Origin of the sequence: Pseudonocardia alaniniphila, from assembly GCF_022524485.1 — a bacterium.
Lineage (GTDB): Bacteria > Actinomycetota > Actinomycetes > Mycobacteriales > Pseudonocardiaceae > Pseudonocardia > Pseudonocardia alaniniphila.
Genome location: NZ_JAKXMK010000028.1, coordinates 130,200 through 144,400, shown reverse-complemented (window position 1 = coordinate 144,400; position 14,201 = coordinate 130,200). Strand labels below are relative to the sequence as shown.

Annotated in this window: 20 protein-coding genes; 4 read left to right on the top strand and 16 right to left on the bottom strand. The window is 67.4% G+C overall.

All coding sequences use genetic code 11. From position 1 onward, the window contains the following. Nucleotides 1-45 precede the first annotated feature (45 nt). The 13 genes from MMF94_RS29495 to MMF94_RS29435 all read right to left on the bottom strand — a co-directional run bounded on the left by MMF94_RS29495 (nucleotide 46) and on the right by MMF94_RS29435 (nucleotide 7,683). Nucleotides 46-1,305: a site-specific integrase gene (locus tag MMF94_RS29495; RefSeq protein WP_241040514.1), complete on the bottom strand. Its 1,260-nt coding sequence runs from the start codon at nucleotides 1,303-1,305 to the stop codon at nucleotides 46-48. Next, complete coding sequence (locus MMF94_RS29490) at nucleotides 1,278-1,484, bottom strand: helix-turn-helix domain-containing protein (protein WP_241040513.1); 207 nt, start codon at nucleotides 1,482-1,484, stop codon at nucleotides 1,278-1,280. The genes MMF94_RS29495 and MMF94_RS29490 overlap by 28 nt, the downstream gene beginning before the upstream one ends. Beyond that, nucleotides 1,481-2,872 carry a replication initiator gene (locus MMF94_RS29485; RefSeq protein WP_241040512.1) on the bottom strand — a complete coding sequence of 464 codons (1,392 nt, stop codon included), beginning with the start codon at nucleotides 2,870-2,872 and terminating at the stop codon, nucleotides 1,481-1,483. Before MMF94_RS29485 ends, MMF94_RS29490 begins: the two co-directional genes overlap by 4 nt. Next, entirely contained in the window at nucleotides 2,869-3,114 is a 246-nt protein-coding gene (locus MMF94_RS29480; RefSeq protein WP_241040511.1) for a hypothetical protein, read from the bottom strand. The genes MMF94_RS29485 and MMF94_RS29480 overlap by 4 nt, the downstream gene beginning before the upstream one ends. A gap of 111 nt (nucleotides 3,115-3,225) precedes the next feature. Further along, on the bottom strand, nucleotides 3,226-3,942 hold the full coding sequence (locus MMF94_RS29475; protein ID WP_241040510.1) for a hypothetical protein: 717 nt from the start codon (nucleotides 3,940-3,942) through the stop codon (nucleotides 3,226-3,228). Further along, a complete protein-coding gene (locus tag MMF94_RS29470) occupies nucleotides 3,939-4,154 on the bottom strand; it encodes a hypothetical protein (RefSeq protein ID WP_241040509.1) in 216 nt (71 codons plus the stop codon). The genes MMF94_RS29475 and MMF94_RS29470 overlap by 4 nt, the downstream gene beginning before the upstream one ends. Next, nucleotides 4,154-4,465, bottom strand: a complete 312-nt coding sequence (locus MMF94_RS29465) for a hypothetical protein (protein WP_241040508.1) — start codon at nucleotides 4,463-4,465, stop codon at nucleotides 4,154-4,156. Before MMF94_RS29465 ends, MMF94_RS29470 begins: the two co-directional genes overlap by 1 nt. Further along, the gene (locus MMF94_RS29460) at nucleotides 4,465-5,967 is read right to left on the bottom strand and encodes an FtsK/SpoIIIE domain-containing protein (RefSeq protein WP_241040507.1); all 1,503 of its coding nucleotides are present in this window, start codon (nucleotides 5,965-5,967) and stop codon (nucleotides 4,465-4,467) included. Before MMF94_RS29460 ends, MMF94_RS29465 begins: the two co-directional genes overlap by 1 nt. Nucleotides 5,968-6,067: 100 nt before the next feature. Next, nucleotides 6,068-6,253: a hypothetical protein gene (locus tag MMF94_RS29455; protein ID WP_241040506.1), complete on the bottom strand. Its 186-nt coding sequence runs from the start codon at nucleotides 6,251-6,253 to the stop codon at nucleotides 6,068-6,070. A gap of 5 nt (nucleotides 6,254-6,258) precedes the next feature. Further along, nucleotides 6,259-6,585 (bottom strand): hypothetical protein, encoded by a 327-nt coding sequence (locus tag MMF94_RS29450; protein WP_241040505.1) that lies wholly within the window; start codon nucleotides 6,583-6,585, stop codon nucleotides 6,259-6,261. A 4-nt stretch (nucleotides 6,586-6,589) separates the two neighbouring features. Continuing rightward, nucleotides 6,590-6,772 carry a hypothetical protein gene (locus MMF94_RS29445; RefSeq protein WP_241040504.1) on the bottom strand — a complete coding sequence of 61 codons (183 nt, stop codon included), beginning with the start codon at nucleotides 6,770-6,772 and terminating at the stop codon, nucleotides 6,590-6,592. Between the two features lie 288 nt (nucleotides 6,773-7,060). Further along, nucleotides 7,061-7,315, bottom strand: coding sequence for a hypothetical protein (locus MMF94_RS29440; protein WP_241040503.1), 255 nt, complete (start codon nucleotides 7,313-7,315; stop codon nucleotides 7,061-7,063). Continuing rightward, a complete protein-coding gene (locus MMF94_RS29435; protein ID WP_241040502.1) occupies nucleotides 7,312-7,683 on the bottom strand; it encodes a hypothetical protein in 372 nt (123 codons plus the stop codon). The genes MMF94_RS29440 and MMF94_RS29435 overlap by 4 nt, the downstream gene beginning before the upstream one ends. A gap of 144 nt (nucleotides 7,684-7,827) precedes the next feature. On the opposite strand from MMF94_RS29435, the gene MMF94_RS29430 reads away from it, so the two are divergent. Together MMF94_RS29430 and cutA are read left to right on the top strand one after the other, a co-directional pair. After that, nucleotides 7,828-8,439 carry a helix-turn-helix domain-containing protein gene (locus tag MMF94_RS29430; RefSeq protein ID WP_241040501.1) on the top strand — a complete coding sequence of 204 codons (612 nt, stop codon included), beginning with the start codon at nucleotides 7,828-7,830 and terminating at the stop codon, nucleotides 8,437-8,439. Next, entirely contained in the window at nucleotides 8,436-8,765 is a 330-nt protein-coding gene (cutA, locus tag MMF94_RS29425) for a divalent-cation tolerance protein CutA (protein WP_241040500.1), read from the top strand. The genes MMF94_RS29430 and cutA overlap by 4 nt, the downstream gene beginning before the upstream one ends. Nucleotides 8,766-8,972: 207 nt before the next feature. Here the strand turns inward: cutA and MMF94_RS29420 are convergent, their stop codons facing one another. Further along, nucleotides 8,973-9,365, bottom strand: coding sequence for a hypothetical protein (locus MMF94_RS29420; RefSeq protein WP_241040499.1), 393 nt, complete (start codon nucleotides 9,363-9,365; stop codon nucleotides 8,973-8,975). A gap of 179 nt (nucleotides 9,366-9,544) precedes the next feature. Further along, nucleotides 9,545-11,053 (bottom strand): RNA-directed DNA polymerase, encoded by a 1,509-nt coding sequence (locus tag MMF94_RS29415; protein WP_241040498.1) that lies wholly within the window; start codon nucleotides 11,051-11,053, stop codon nucleotides 9,545-9,547. 171 nt (nucleotides 11,054-11,224) lie between these two features. Between MMF94_RS29415 and MMF94_RS29410 the strand changes: the two genes are divergently transcribed. After that, a complete protein-coding gene (locus MMF94_RS29410) occupies nucleotides 11,225-11,713 on the top strand; it encodes a hypothetical protein (protein WP_241040497.1) in 489 nt (162 codons plus the stop codon). 147 nt (nucleotides 11,714-11,860) lie between these two features. Here the strand turns inward: MMF94_RS29410 and MMF94_RS29405 are convergent, their stop codons facing one another. Further along, nucleotides 11,861-12,592 (bottom strand): hypothetical protein, encoded by a 732-nt coding sequence (locus MMF94_RS29405; protein ID WP_241040496.1) that lies wholly within the window; start codon nucleotides 12,590-12,592, stop codon nucleotides 11,861-11,863. A gap of 586 nt (nucleotides 12,593-13,178) precedes the next feature. On the opposite strand from MMF94_RS29405, the gene MMF94_RS29400 reads away from it, so the two are divergent. Next, nucleotides 13,179-14,072, top strand: a complete 894-nt coding sequence (locus tag MMF94_RS29400; RefSeq protein ID WP_241040495.1) for an aminoglycoside phosphotransferase family protein — start codon at nucleotides 13,179-13,181, stop codon at nucleotides 14,070-14,072. The last annotated feature ends 129 nt before the right edge of the window (nucleotides 14,073-14,201 follow it).

Sequence of the window (14,201 nt, the reverse complement as noted above, 5' to 3'; positions counted from 1 at the left end):
CAGGCCGTTTGTCGTTGTAGCGCTCCGGGAGGCATCAGAAGGGCATCACGCGGGCACAAAGCCATTCGTTGGCCCGTCGTCGGGACCTTCGTCGTCGAGGGCGCGCAGGATCCGTGTCGAGTCCTCGGTGCGGCGGGTGTAGAGGTCGAGCGTGGTGGATGAGCGCTCGTGCCCCATGACGCGCTGCACCATGTTGGGCGGTACTCCGTCGTCGACGAGCCAGGTGGCGTAGGAGTGGCGCAGGTCGTGGAAGCGCAGCCCGCCGTCGTGCTCGCGTGCGACGTGCTTCACGGCTGCCGGTTCGGTGTCGAAGCGCTGTCGGTGCCGTTTCCCGGTGGCGTCGATCCAGTGGGCGAGATAGACGTCGCCGTCCGGGGTCACCGAGCCGAGTAGGCCGGCGCGCACGAGCGATGGCCGCCAGACCCGGGAGCGGAACAGGGTGCGGCGCAGCGCTCCGCCGACCTCGTTGGCAAAGAGGAGATCGCCCTCACCCGGTGGGTATCGGTCGAGGTGCGCGCGCAGGATCGTGACGAGCCAGCCGGGAAGCGGAATGGTGCGGCGTCCGGCAGTGGACTTGGGGTAGGGCTTGAACGAGGTGTGCCCGGCGACCTCGATCACGGTTCGGATCACCCGCAGCATGCCGCGGTCGAGGTCGAGCGCGTCGAGGCAGAGCCCGGCCGCTTCACCCCAGCGCAGGCCGCATCCGCCGGCCACGCCCACGATCCCGCGGTGGCGGTCCGGGACGGCCGGGAGCAGCCGGTGCCGGTAGACCGGGCGGTCGATGACCTGGTCGTCGGTGTCGCGGCGGCGCCGCTTGGGGACCTTGATGTCCTCGCACGGGTTGAACGGGATCAGCCGGTTGCGCACTGCGGAGCGCAGGACCGCGCTGGTCAGGCGGCGGCACTCAGCGACGGTCGCCGGAGACAGTCGGGCGGACAGGCCGGTGATCCAGGTCTGCACGGCCATGTGGTCGATCTTCGCCAGTGGCCAGGTGTCCCACTGGGCGATGACGTGGGTGCGCATGATGGAGGCGTCGCGGGCGTGGGTGGTCTTCTCGTTGTTCCACGAGGCCATCCACTGCCGGGCGTGCTCGCCGAACAGGACCCGCCCGGCGTGCGGCGACACGTAGCCGCCGGTGCTGGCCGCCGTGGTCACCTGAGCCAGGAACGCGCTGGCTTCGCGCTTGGTGCGGAACGTCTTGGACGTCTGCCGCCGGGCGGGATCGCGCCAGTAGGCCCGCCAGCTCCCGGCCGGAGTCTTGCGGATACCACCGGCCATCACGCGACCGCCCGTCCATCGAGCCACGCATGGAAACGCTTACGCGGGATCAGCCACCGCCGCCCGACCCGTTCCGCCGGAATCAGCCCGTCACGAACATGCTGGTAGGCGATTCCACGCGAGATGTTCAGCAGAAATGCCACCTCATCGACGGTGTATGTCAGCCGGTGAGTATCGATGATCGGCATGTTGGCGACGGTGCTCACGCCGTCCTCCTCTGCGTAGTTCTGCTCTTTCGTTGCTGTCGGTTCCGTTCCGCAATGGCAACCGCCAGCTCTCGTTCGGCATAGGCGCGGTGTCCGATGTGGACGAGGCGCCAGTCGTTGACGACCGTGACCGTGGACAGGTCGAGGGGAATCTCGTTCGGGTCCTCGGTGTCGCGGTCGAGCTGGACCAGGTCCTCGGTCAGCCGCCACGTCCGGCGCTGGTTGCGCAGGGCGCCGAAGGTCGTCGAATACCGCTGACTCTTGGTCAAGAAATGACCGCGAAAGCCGAGCATGTGCGCCCACCGGCGCAGCCCCAGCTCCTCGTACCGCTCCAGGGCGCCCAGCTCCCAGCAGGTGCGGATCATGGCCGCGTGGTGGGGGCTGACGTCGAGGTGCTGTAGGTGGTCGATGTCGCGGATCGGCCGCTCAGCCGTCTCGGACGCGCCGGTGCCCTTGGTGGCGTATTTGGCGATGTAGCCGGCCAGTGCGGCGTCGGTGATCTCCCCGGACTCGTCCTCGAGGTGTGCGGCGTGGGCGGGGGTGATGGTGCGCAGGTCGAGCTGGCGTCCCCACTCCAGCACCAGCGGTGTCCCGTCCGGCCGGGGCGCGGTGAGCACGGCGGTGCGGGCAGCGAGGCGCACGACCTCGCGCAGCACGTCGCCGGTGAGCCCGGTCGGGGTGGGGTCGCCGGGTCCGTCGGGTCCGTCGAGGCGCAGGACCGCGTGGAAGTGCACGAGCCCGCGGCGCTGGTACTCGGCGACCTTTGCGTAGGACAGCCGGGCGTGATCCCGGAACGCCCGTACCGGGATGCCGAGGGCGGTGGCGAGGGCGCGGCGCAGGGCGATGGTGAAGCGGTGCCACAACGCCCCGGCGTGGGCCTGCCACAGCACCGCCCCGACGTAGTCGTAGGTGTCCGGGTCGAGCGGTGAGCCGAGGCGGGGATCGTCGGGGTGGTGGCGGTCCCCGCACCCGCACGGCAGGATCTGCGCGCGGCGCCCGGTCCGGCGGGTGTGGACCGGACCGAACGACGGCGCGGTGAGGGTCAGGAACGCCCGAGGCTTGCCGGTCACCGCAGCCGGAACGCCTTTGCTATCACCGGCGAGCCCGGCCCGGATGAGATGGAAGGCGTCACCGGCGTAGCGGTCCGAGCAGGCCGGGCACACCGACTCGCGCCGGTTCCCGCACGGGGCGAGGATCTCCCCGCCGCGTTCGATCAGCACCGCCCCGTCGCGGTCGAGCACCCGGGTGGAGCCGGACAAGTGGATGGGGGCGGCGCAGCCGCCGGTGGCTTCGACCTGGGTGCGCCAGGTGCGGTAGCCGGGATCGCGCAGCCGCGCACTAATCGCGTCCAGGACGTCGGCGGGAGCCGTGGTGGCGGGAGCGGTCATCGCCGGGTGATCTCGATGGCGGGGCAGTCGAAGCGGTAGTGGTCGATCAGGACCACGTAGAGGGGTCCGCATTCGGCGCTGGCGGCGGGGCCGGTGTGCTGGGTGCGGATGACCGATCCACATTGGGAGCAGTCGACCTCGGTGTGGGTGGGGAAGGCTTCGGCGTAGCGGCAGTTGTCGGCGGCGCCGGTGTGTAGCCAGAACCGGGAGACCGGGCGTCGGCGGAAGTTCGCGAGAGACATGGTGATGTCCTTTGGGGGCGCGAGCGGGGCGGGGAGACGTGCCGGGGTGGGTGCGGGTGGCCCGCCCGGAAGCCGGTGTCCAGGAGCGGGCCGCCCGTGCTCAGCGGAGGGTTAGGCGAGGTCTTTCTCGTGTTCGATCTCGACCGGGCCCGGGTCGTAGCCGTGGTGACGGGCCAGCAGGTGCGCTCCGGCGCGGTAGGAGGCGGCGCGCCCGATGACCTGCCCGTGTTCGGTCTCGACGAGGTAGTGGCCGTCCTGGCGGACGATGGAGCCGGAGAAGTCCCCGCCGCCGCAGGTGACCAGCCCGAGCCCGGGGCGCACCACGTCGACCAGGAGCCGTCCGCACGAGGGTCGCTTCCCCCGCCTGCTACCCGCCCCCGCGGGCTTGCGCTCGGTGAGTTTGTGCGGTGCGGGCGCGGGCGCACTGGTGGTGGGGCGGCTGGTCAGGGGGCGGAGGGCGGCCCACCGGTTGACCATCGCCCGGGTTGCTTTCGGGACCAGTACGGAGTGGGTGGGGCCGTCGTTTCGGCCGTAGCGGACGTGGTGGATCCCGCCGGTGCTCAGGTGGCCGGAGTCGAGCAGCTGCCGCACGGTGTCCTGCTCGTAAGCGGGTACCGGCTCCACCACGACCGCGTGAGCTTTCCCGGCGGGGGCGGCGTCGCGCAGGTAGACCCGATCGGCCGGTCCGATGAGGACATACCCGCGGGAGAGCGCGGCCCGGATGACGGAGGCCACCAGCTCCACGTCGTTGATCTCGCTGCGCTGCGTTGTCGGTGTCGGGGTGGCGGTGGGTTCGCCCCACAGCCCGTCCTGCAGTGGGGCGGTCACCGTGACCACCACCAGGACAGCCGGGCCTCATAGCCCCACTCCCGGGCGAGCTGACGAATCACGTACAGCTCCGCCAGGACCGCAGCCGCGGTGGCGAGCCAGAACCAGCCGGAGCCTGTGCCGAATACCAGCGCCGCGACCAGGACGGCGAGGGCGAGCAGGAGGGTGATCTTGAGCCAGGTGGCGAACACCCATCCGGTCACGGACCACATCAGACCCGCCCCCTCACCACGTCCTCGGCGACCGGGGCGCCCTGTGGGGCGTGGTCGGCCTGGTACTGGGCGCGCAGCACGGCGGCGGTGCGTTCGTCGGCGCGGTCTTCGAGGTGTTCGCGCACCCGCCGCACCACCGCCCGCACCACGAGCAGCACGACCACGAGGCCGGCGCCGAGGGCGAGGGTGGTGATGATGCGCGCTTCGGCACCGGGCACGACCGCAGCGGCGAAGCCGAGCGCACAGATCGCGGTCACGGTGGCGGTGATGATGCGGGTCTCACGAGTGCGGTGCTGGTCGATGGGGTTCATCAGGCCACGCCTCCTTCCGAGTCGTCCTGGTCGTCGTGCCGGTCGTCGCTGTCCTGGTCGGGCTGGTCGGTGGGGGTGGGGAAGGGCAGCACCTCGCCCGCGTCCGGCTGGTCGGTGGTCAGGCCGGGGGTGCAGCGGTGGACGAGTTCGTCGATTTCCGTGTCGGTGACGTAGCCGGCGCGGAAGCGCACCGGGAGGCGGGAGCCGGTGTCGATGACGAACCCGATCCCGGCGTGCGCCTCATCACCGGGGATCTCATCGGCCAACGCGCCCCGATCACGGGCCCCGTCACCCAGCGCCATGTCGACATGCGACGCGGCGGTCACACCGAGGCAGATGCGGGTGGTGAACAGCTCGCGGACGTCCACGACGTCTTTGGAGGGTTCCTGGACGTAGCCGGCCACGGTGTGGTCCGCGGCGCGGCCCTGGGTGAGGACCTCGGCGAGTAGCCGCAGGGCGTCGCGCACCACGGAGCGGTCGCCGTAGGCGGTGAGCATCGCCAGCTCGTCGATGATCAGCAGCTCATACGGGGTCTCGCGGGTGATCTCGCAGGTGCGCACCTGGTGTTCGCGCATCCACGCCTGCCGGGCGAGCATGGAGTCGCGGAACTCGGTCAGCAGCTCCAGCGCGTCGGCGGGGGTGGTGGCCCAGCGGTGAAACAGGTCCTGTCCGCGTTCGGTCTCGGTGCCGCCCTTGAGATCGATGACCCACAGCCGCACGAGTTCGTCGCGGATCATGGGGCCCATCGCCCGTAGCGGTCCCCACAGCAGCGAGCCCTTGCCTGCGCCGGAGGCGCCGACTACGAGCAGGTGCTTGCCGCGGATGCGGATGCGGAACGGGGTGCCGCGTTCGGTGTCGCCCACGTCCAGCGTCCGCAGGTCCACCTCGTCCGCGGTGGCCGGGATGGCGGGGGCGTCGAGCATGCGAGCGAACGGCATGGACCGCTCGACCACCACGCGCAGGCGTCCCGGGCGGGCCCGCGATACGGCGACCCGGTGTGCGCCGAGCGCGTCGGCCAGGGCGGGGGCGCGGTCGGTCCAGGTGAGCACGTCCTGGCCCCGCACGAGGGCGACGGTGAGGGTGTCGATCGACGGGGTGACCGCCCGGAAGCGCACGATCCGCGGGACGAGGACCTGTCCGGTGCGCCGGTTCTCCCGGGTCAGTTCGCAGTCGTCCAGCACCCCGCGCCAGTGGGCGCCCCGGTAGGTCGTCCAGCGCCGCCAGGTCGAGCGCAGCACGGGTGCGGCGCAGCGGTCGAACGAGGGCGGATGGGATCGCCACCACACCAGCACCCCGGCCAGTAGCCCGGCCGCGATCGAGCCGACAGTGACCGTGCCCAACGCCAGCAGCGCCCACACCGCCACGGCGGGAAGGAGCGCCCAGCCGGGGTGGCGAGCCAGCCACAGCAACGCCCGGATCTCCCCGCCGGTGGAGCGGCCCGACCCACGCCCGGCCACCGCGCCCCCGCCCCGGGGTCGGCTCTTGCTCAGAAACGCAACCATTTCTCTTCCTCACGCTTGGTTTCGGAGACAGGTCGGGCCGGGACGCAATTGCTGGTTGTGCGTCCCGGCCCGAACGGTCGGGAAAGGGGCCGTGCCGGTGTCAGTTCTTGCGCAGTACCGGGCGGGCGGCGTCGAGCATGGTGACCACCTGCGCGACGTCGCGGGCGAGGTTGTCGTGGGTCTTCTTGAACGAGCCCCGCCGGATCGGGATGTCGCGCATCGCGTCGCGCAGCTTCTTCATCGACTCGTCGAGGTTTTCGATGATGCGGTCCACGTGTTCGGGCATCGGATTCAGCGCCTCCAGTCCTTCTCGATCAGTTGCGGTTCGAACCGCTTCGCCTGCGCCGAGACGATCCGCAGGGATGACTTGCAGCGGCGCAACGAGCCGCGCACCTCATCGACCGTTGCGATGTTCCAGTGCCGCTGATTCCGCGCCTTCCACCGCGTGTCCTCGGCGTTCTTGGACGCCCGCTGCGCCTCCGCTAGCGCGTCGCCGACCTCCTGGAGGGCCTGCCAGAACTCGGCGAACCGGGCCACCGCGCGCCGATCCGCCCGACGCTGCGCCCACCCCCGAGTGGCCTTGACCGCGCCACCGACCGTCGATCCCACCGTGGCCACCGGCTCAGACCCCCTTCCGGATCGCCACCTGCGCCAGGCGCAGCCCCTCCGCGACCCCGGCCCGCCACGCCTGCTCGGTGGCCACCGGAGAGTCCCCGCGGTTCCAGCGGCGCCGCTCCCGCTCCAGCCGACGCACCAGTCGGCCCACACCCGCCGTGCGGCTCTTGTTCTCACTCACCGTCTGCACTGACACCCACTCCTCGGTTTTCCCGCTGCTGTTCACCAGTTCCGAAACACTCCGGGCACGTCCCGGTGCCCTCACACACATCGCATTCCGGTCCGTCACCCGCGTTGGGGAACGAGTCCGGGAAAAACCCGTAGCCATCGCACGGGTCGCACGCCCCCGAGCCCGTACACTCCGCACACACCACCGCGTCACCTCCCTGTTTTCGGCATGACTCCACCCACGCCCCATTCCGCGGGAATGTCAGTGGTTGTCGCGAACCGACGAGGCTCGCCGAAAGAATTGAGGCGGTCAGGCCGCCGAATGCGCCTCGTGCTCGTTGAGCGCGGCTCGTTTCTCGTCCAGTTCTGCCACCAGTGCGGCAAGGGCGTCGCGCAGGCGCACCAGCTCCGGGCGCTCGGCGAACAGGGTTACGTTCGTGAGCCCGGAGCCCTCCAGCGACACCGTCGCCCGGTTCTCCGCCGGGTAGACCGTGTAGTCGATCGCCGTCGTGGGGTTCACGTGAGCGCTGACGATCACGGTCATCCGCCGCTCCGCGCTGCTCACTTCTCCTCCCGCGGGGCGCGCACCGGCTTGAGCCCCATCGCCTTGAACGAGATCCCCGAGATCGACCGACCGTCGGGGCTATCGATCTGGTAGGCGTTGATCCGCGGGTCCACCAGCTCCACCCGCGAGTCCTCCTCGAACCCCAGACCCGGATCGGTCAACAGGGTCACCTTGATCTCCTCACCCTTCGGCGCCCGTTCACCCGGGCCGACCCGCAGCTTCGCGAACAACGCCACCACGAACTGCGTCACACCCTGCCGGTCGGTCACCACCACCTGACCGCCGTTGCCGTCATCGCGAGTATTCGGCGCCGGCGGCTCGACGACCGTCAGCTTGTAACCGCTTAGCACCACCGGGATGTCCCTCACCTGCTGCTCCTCCCCGTTCGTTGCGACTGACCCGCCCCGAGGGCGGTCTAGTTCGCCCTTGGAGCGGACTAGTAAGTCCTATAGTGGGGCGAGGTAGTCCGGTTGTCAAGGACTAGGAGGTCCTTGGAGGATGGGACAGTGGAGATGTCCGATGTGATCCGCCAGCGGCGCGCCGACCTGGGGCTGTCGCAGAGCGATCTGGCTCGCGCCGCAGGAGTCGACGCGCGTCAGATTCGCCGGTACGAAGCCGGGGAGCAGCAGCCGCTGCTGTCTGTAGCCGTCGCGATCGCTGATGCCCTGGGCGTGTCCATCAGCGAGCTAGCCGGCCGGGCCCCGAGCAGGGTCACCATCACTGGCGACTGGTGGGCGTCGTGGCAGACGTGGCGGGACGGAGTCCAGAAGATCGCGACACAACCCGTGCACATGCGCCAAGAGGGCGACATGGTCCACATCGCGGCCACGCAGCGCGGACTGACCGCAGATCAAGGCGGCTACTTGTGGACCGGTGAACTCCGATTTTGGGACAACCAGGTCCTCACCGGCTGGTACGCGGCTAGCGAGGGATCGATCCGCTCCAAGGGAACGATGTACCTGTTCATGAAGCACCCACACGGCCTGTCCATGGTCGGCCGCTGGGTCGGCCTCGGGTACGACGACGAGATCATGTCCGGCTGGGCGACGATGGGTAAGACGCGCGAGGATTCCGAGCAGGCGATGACCGACCTGATCCGAGAGAGGGAGCCCACCGCGCAATGACCGAACTCTGCGAGGTCGTGATCACCGCACCAGACCCCGACTGGCTTCGCCGCTTCACCCGCGAGCTCGTTGACCGACGCCTCTGCTCAAGCGTCCACAACTTCTCCCCGGTGCAATCCATCTACCGGTGGAAGGGTGAGGTCCACGAGCGGACCGAAGGGCGCGCCTCACTCCATACGCGACGCGAACTCGTCCCCGCCATCGTTGAGCACGCCAAAGGTCGCCACCCGTACCAGGTACCGGGCATCAGCGCCCGCCCCATCTACGACGGGAACCCCGAATACCTGGACTGGATCGCGGAGGAAACCGCGCCGCGCCACGCGTAGCAGTCGCCGCAGCTCACGAAACTCCGCGCCCACCGGAGGCGGTCGTCGACGGCCACCCAAGCCACCGACAGCGTTGCCACCGAGATGCCACCGACAGCGTGCGTGTTCAAACTTTCCCTACTTGTTCAAGGCGGCGCCTGACGGCGCCGCGCCGCTTCCCGCCGGCCGGGGCGTGCGGCCTCCGGCCGGTCCCCGCCCGGCGAGCGGCTACGGGATCTGACCAACCGAAACCAGACCGCCGCCCGGTGACCAGGTCTTCGAATCAATCGCCGCTATCATGCGCCCGCACATGCGTGCGACGGATAATGCCGACCCTGGCGGAGACACAATCTCATAGCCCCGCAGTCCGAATCCTGCCTGTCGTATTTTACGAACCGTGTCTTGCTCTCGCTTTCGCTGCTGCGCGGTGAGAGATCCCCCGCCGTGCAGGGCGGCGTTACGCACCTCAATCAAGCCAGCAAAAGGCAAGTATTCACCCAGCGAGTAGATATCGAATCTCAGATAGTTCTTCGCGGCATCACGGACACTCGCCCATGAGGAGTCAACTGGCTTTCCTTGCTTGTAAAGAGCCGCAAGCATGATGTCGCTCAGTTGATCCACGTGGCGCTCAATGATGTAGCGCACCCGCCCGTGTACGAAGTTCTCACTGATGCTAACGCAGTCGACTGTAGCGGCGAGGGGCGAGCGGGCGAGAAGGGGGAGCAGCGTTTTAGGCTGTTGGCGATCCAGCTCAGCAGCTACACGCATGCACCGTCGGAAAGCAATGTCACCTTCGGTGCTCAGAACGGAGGGGGGAACGGATCCCATGTCTTGGTCCAATTGTAGACTCCGCGAGCGAGCTTGTCGGATGACAGTAAAGTATCTCTTTGATCGATGGGTCCAGATGAATTCAAGAGTCCGGCGGATAGCCATGGCGTGCCAAGTGAGGTTGCGGATCCTGTGACCAGGTTCCATTGATCTTGGGTCAGGGTCCAGTTCATCGATAATGCCCAGACGGCGGAACTCCGAAGAACCTCAGAGGTGTCCGTGAGGTTGGACTCAATCCATGGGATCGCTACCTCCCTATCGTAGACTGGGGCAAGGTTTGCCTGCGAGTACAGGTCCAAGAACCAAAGTCGCTGCCATCGGTTCAAAGGGATATTCTCGATGATGTAGCGAGCGGCGGAGCGGACGCCACCTTGCTCCGCTTCGCTTAGTGCGGCAAGATAGCGCACCACCTGTGGCGTCAATTGCGGATCGGACTGGAGTATATCTGCACAATGCTCGATTGCGCTTGGCCGCGCAAGTACTTCGAGGATGGAAAGCGAGTGGCGCAGAAGGCTGGCAAGCTCCATCTGTGCCAGAAGATCGAGGCGCCCTTGTCCTGTGCTTTTTTCCTTACGCCAGTACTCGAGTATCGCCTCCGCGGCACCTTCTTGAACCTGAGCCTCGCTCGGTGTAATAATTGAATCATCGTATGGATTGAAGTCGGTTAGATCGGCGGCGACTTCCTTGGTTATCTTCTGCAGTCGCTCGGCTCCGGCGTCGAGACTCTTCCCGTACTCGGCAATTGTCTGAGTGCGCGTCTTTCGCTCGTTGACCGTGAGGCCTAGCTTTCGCGCTTCCTCATCAAAGATCTCTAGCGCGGCGTATGCGTCATTTGCGCTGGTGGCTGCGAAGCGAAAGTCGTCGGCCCACCGCCACGCCCGAACGTTCCTTCGGAGGAGCCGGCGATGCAGCTCGTCGGCGTAAGACTCTGCAACGAGATCGCTCGGCTGTGAGACCTGCGGTAGGCCGTTGCTGCCGTCGGCCGCATGAAGCCAGAAGTCACGGAGCCATTCAACCGGCTCCCAGCGCCCAGTCCGATCCACCAGCTCACTAACTAGCCGGTCGGTTGGGATTGAGCTATAGAAATTGGCCAAGTCGGTTGTAACCACATGAGTCGCCCCCTGTGCAATCAAGGCCCGACGCTGAAAGCTTCGGTAGGCTTCCTTGCCGCGAGGTACGAAGGGAAGATCGTCGGCAAGTGTAGCGACAACTGCGCGATACAGCACTCGCTCGGTTAACGGGAGGAAGGCGACAGGGCGTCGCCCGTATTGCCACTTGCTCGCTGCGATAACGTCCGCAGGCGCCGTTTCGAGGCTCGTCCGACCCTTCTCTGAAACGTAGTCAACCACGGCTTCGACGTTGGCAGCTGCATAGGCGTTGACCAACTGCGAAGGCACTAGATCGGGTGTCCACTCCGCCTCGGCCTTGGCGGCTTCTGCAAGATTGAGTTCATCAAGAAGGCGACTACTCAGAGCGAGCACTCGCGGAGCGTACCGGACTCGATCAGTTGTAGGTCCGGCCGCTGCAGTCCGCATGACTAGAACGCCCCGGGGCGTCCGGCGCCCGACCTATAACTCAGAGATCACCGCCGATGTGCGACGGCAGCCGGGGGGCGTGCTGCGACTGCGCGGCCGCGTCCTACGGTGCCCCGTGTGAACTCCCTCCCGATCTGGGTGCCGCTGGTCGTCGCCGGGCTCGGCGTGCTTGGCGCCGTCGTGGGCACCCTGGCCGGTGTCCTCGTGACGCAACGGCGCTCGGACCACAGGGAGCGGGAGAGCTGGGAACGTGAGCGCGAGCGGGAGCGGGAGCTCTGGGAGCGGGACGACAAGCTCCGGACCTTCGAGCAGCGACGGGATGCCTACGCCGACTTCTATAGCTCACTACGCATTTCGTATCTGGCCGTCATAGGCATCGGCGAGGAGCGCGCGGACGGCTGGGAACGTGAGCTGCAGCGCAAGTATGACAAGCTCCGGCTGTACACCTCGCCCGAAGTCTTCCGAGCAGCGGACGCGGCCTTCAGCGAGTGTCAGCGCCTGGCGGCGGGCAGGGGTTCTGAGCAAGAGTATGACGATTTGGAAGACGCCTTCGTCGAGGCGGTGAGGCGTGACATCGGCGTCCCGCGGGATCTATATCCGGCTTAGAAAGGACAGCCGATCGGTCCGGTTCTCGGTGCAGCCATTGAACGGCCTCGCAAGGCTATTGCATAGGAGTGACGCTATGTCGCCGACCGGTAGAAATTCGGTACAGGAGACCGCCCATCCCGCCTGGCTGCTAGCCGTAGAACTGCGTCAGCTCTGTTCGTCAGGATCGGTCAGCTCATCGAGTTGCGTGTATGCCTGCGCCAGCCGGTAACGCTTGTAGCGGTTGCTGAGGACGCGGCGAGCAGGGGTGTCGCGCTCTGCAAGCGCTTTCTGAGACTCCTGATCGAGGCCGCTTACACGCATCGCAGCTCTGTGCGTGATCACGCTATAGAGGGCACCCGATGCGTCCCGTTCCGCCGCGAAATCCTCTTCCGGTTCGGTTAGCCGCGGCCCCGGGCCGAGCGAATCGAGTGCAGACCTAACCCGGCGATTCGACTCCCGAATCCGCTCGATACTGTCCCCTCGCGCTCGCGAGTACGCGTCCGCGGCAGTGGATTTCGCCGCTCGCCTATCTTCCAGGGATCTTGCAGTAGCCGGACGGTGGTAACCAACTTCTTCATGCCACCGCTTACGCTCGTCCGCTTCGAGCGCTTCCTGATCTACGGCCTCGATAGGAGGGGGCCGGAGCTTACTGAAACCGTCAATCCATGCGCGCATCCTGCGCTCGAAGCTCTTCGCGTCCGACTCGTTACGGTGATACTTCTGCGGCTCACCATGGTACGTCGTGTCTAGGGCCCGCAGAATGGCTTTGATGGGCCAGCCTCTATCGAACCACGGTCGAAGAAGCTCCTGGGCTTCTTGCGGGGACAGGGCGTAACCGGTCGTCCAGATGAACTCCCGAGCGGCAAGCGCCCGCTCGGTGTCGGTCTCAGGCAACACACGGTGATGCCACCGACTAGCAGGCCTTCCCGCATCCACCACTCTGCAACTGTAAGCCGGAAGGTGCACTCGTCCGGGCGCGCCCCGCCGGTATGCGACGCCGAACAAACACCTGCCCTCGCCGGGCGGCAGGTCTCCGGGATGGCCGGCAAGGCGGTAGGGCCGCCCCTGGCGAGGTGGGCTGCGGGGTGCGGCATCCCGACGACCTCCCGAGGGCTACCACACGGCGCCCCGGACGCAGGCTTGGCAGGGTCGACGACAGTGGAGGAGGTCGGTTGCGTCCGGGGCGCCGCGCGGTCGGGCTGCGCCAGGTCGACGGGATGCCGCACAGCTCCCGACGTGGAGACGAGGACCGGTGCTGGCCGTGCAATTAGCGTGCAACTAAGCAGGGTGCGAGCTGGCCAACGGGTGCATGCCGTTGCAGGTGCGAGCGCAGGTCAGCACCGGGGGAATGGTCCTCTGGGCAGTCTTCCAAGCTGGGGCTCGTCGTGCCACATACGTGCCACGCGACGTGCGGCTGCACCACCGCAGCCGCCGGCTGGAAACGGAGGTGCCCTCCTGGATCCGAACTGGGATGCTTGCCGCGATGATGATGCACAGCGACGAGGTGCGTGTAACTCCCGAGGTCGCTAGCCGACTGATCGTCGACCAGTTCCCGCAGTGGCGTCATCTGCCGATCCGTGCGGTGGTCGCCGATGGTACCGATTATGCGATCTACCGCATCGGCGACGAACTCGCCGCCCGCTTTCCGCTGCGAGCGCCGGATCCGAGCGAGACACGATGTCGGCTGGTGGCCGAGGCGTCCGCAGCTCGTGAACTGGCAGTTCACAGTTCGGTCCCGACGCCCGAACCGGTCGCGCTCGGCGAGCCCGGACACGATTACCCACTTCCGTGGGCGGTTCAGACCTGGGTACACGGCCATGTTGCTACAGACGACGATCCGAGTAGCTCAGTGGCCTTTGCTCGCGATCTCGCTGGCTTCATCGGCGCGCTCCGTGCCGCAGATACCCGGGGCCGCAAATTCTCTGGAACCAACCGCGGTGGCAACCTCAAGGATCACGACGACTGGATGCACACGTGCTTCCGGGAGTCCGCTGGATTGCTCGACGTCGAGCCGCTGAAGCGGATGTGGAGCGAGTTTAGGCAACTTCCTCGTGCAGGGGCCGACGTGATGTCACACGGGGACCTCATCCCCGGCAACGTGCTGGTCAACGATGGGCGCCTTGTCGGCGTCGTTGACTGTGGCGGGTTTGGTCCCGCCGACCCCGCTCTTGATCTCGTGTCAGCGTGGCATCTCCTTGATCACGGACCGCGTACAGAACTGCGGATGACCCTGGGCTCTGGCGACATCGAGTGGGCCCGGGGCATGGCATGGGCGTTCCAGCAGGCCATGGGCTTGGTCTGGTACTACGTCGAGTCGAGTCCGCCGCTGAGCCGCCTGGGGCGCCGAACCCTTGATCGGCTCGCTGGCCAGGTATAGGACTTCGCCGGGCGGGCAGGCGTCGGAGATGGCCGGCTCCGAGCGGATGGCCGTGCATTGGTCGGACAGGGTGCGGCATCTCGCCGACTTCCCCGAGGGCTACCGCGCGACGCCCCGGACGCAGTCTTG

Bases quoted from the DNA above. Each gene is read 5' to 3' on its own strand.
- MMF94_RS29485 (WP_241040512.1), bottom strand. From the start codon at position 2,872: ATGACCGCTCCCGCCACCACGGCTCCCGCCGACGTCCTGGACGCGATT.
- MMF94_RS29480 (WP_241040511.1), bottom strand. From the start codon at position 3,114: ATGTCTCTCGCGAACTTCCGCCGACGCCCGGTCTCCCGGTTCTGGCTA.
- MMF94_RS29470 (WP_241040509.1), bottom strand. From the start codon at position 4,154: ATGTGGTCCGTGACCGGATGGGTGTTCGCCACCTGGCTCAAGATCACC.
- MMF94_RS29465 (WP_241040508.1), bottom strand. From the start codon at position 4,465: ATGAACCCCATCGACCAGCACCGCACTCGTGAGACCCGCATCATCACC.
- MMF94_RS29460 (WP_241040507.1), bottom strand. From the start codon at position 5,967: ATGGTTGCGTTTCTGAGCAAGAGCCGACCCCGGGGCGGGGGCGCGGTG.
- MMF94_RS29455 (WP_241040506.1), bottom strand. From the start codon at position 6,253: ATGCCCGAACACGTGGACCGCATCATCGAAAACCTCGACGAGTCGATG.
- MMF94_RS29430 (WP_241040501.1), top strand. From the start codon at position 7,828: ATGTCCGATGTGATCCGCCAGCGGCGCGCCGACCTGGGGCTGTCGCAG.
- cutA (WP_241040500.1), top strand. From the start codon at position 8,436: ATGACCGAACTCTGCGAGGTCGTGATCACCGCACCAGACCCCGACTGG.
- MMF94_RS29400 (WP_241040495.1), top strand. From the start codon at position 13,179: ATGATGATGCACAGCGACGAGGTGCGTGTAACTCCCGAGGTCGCTAGC.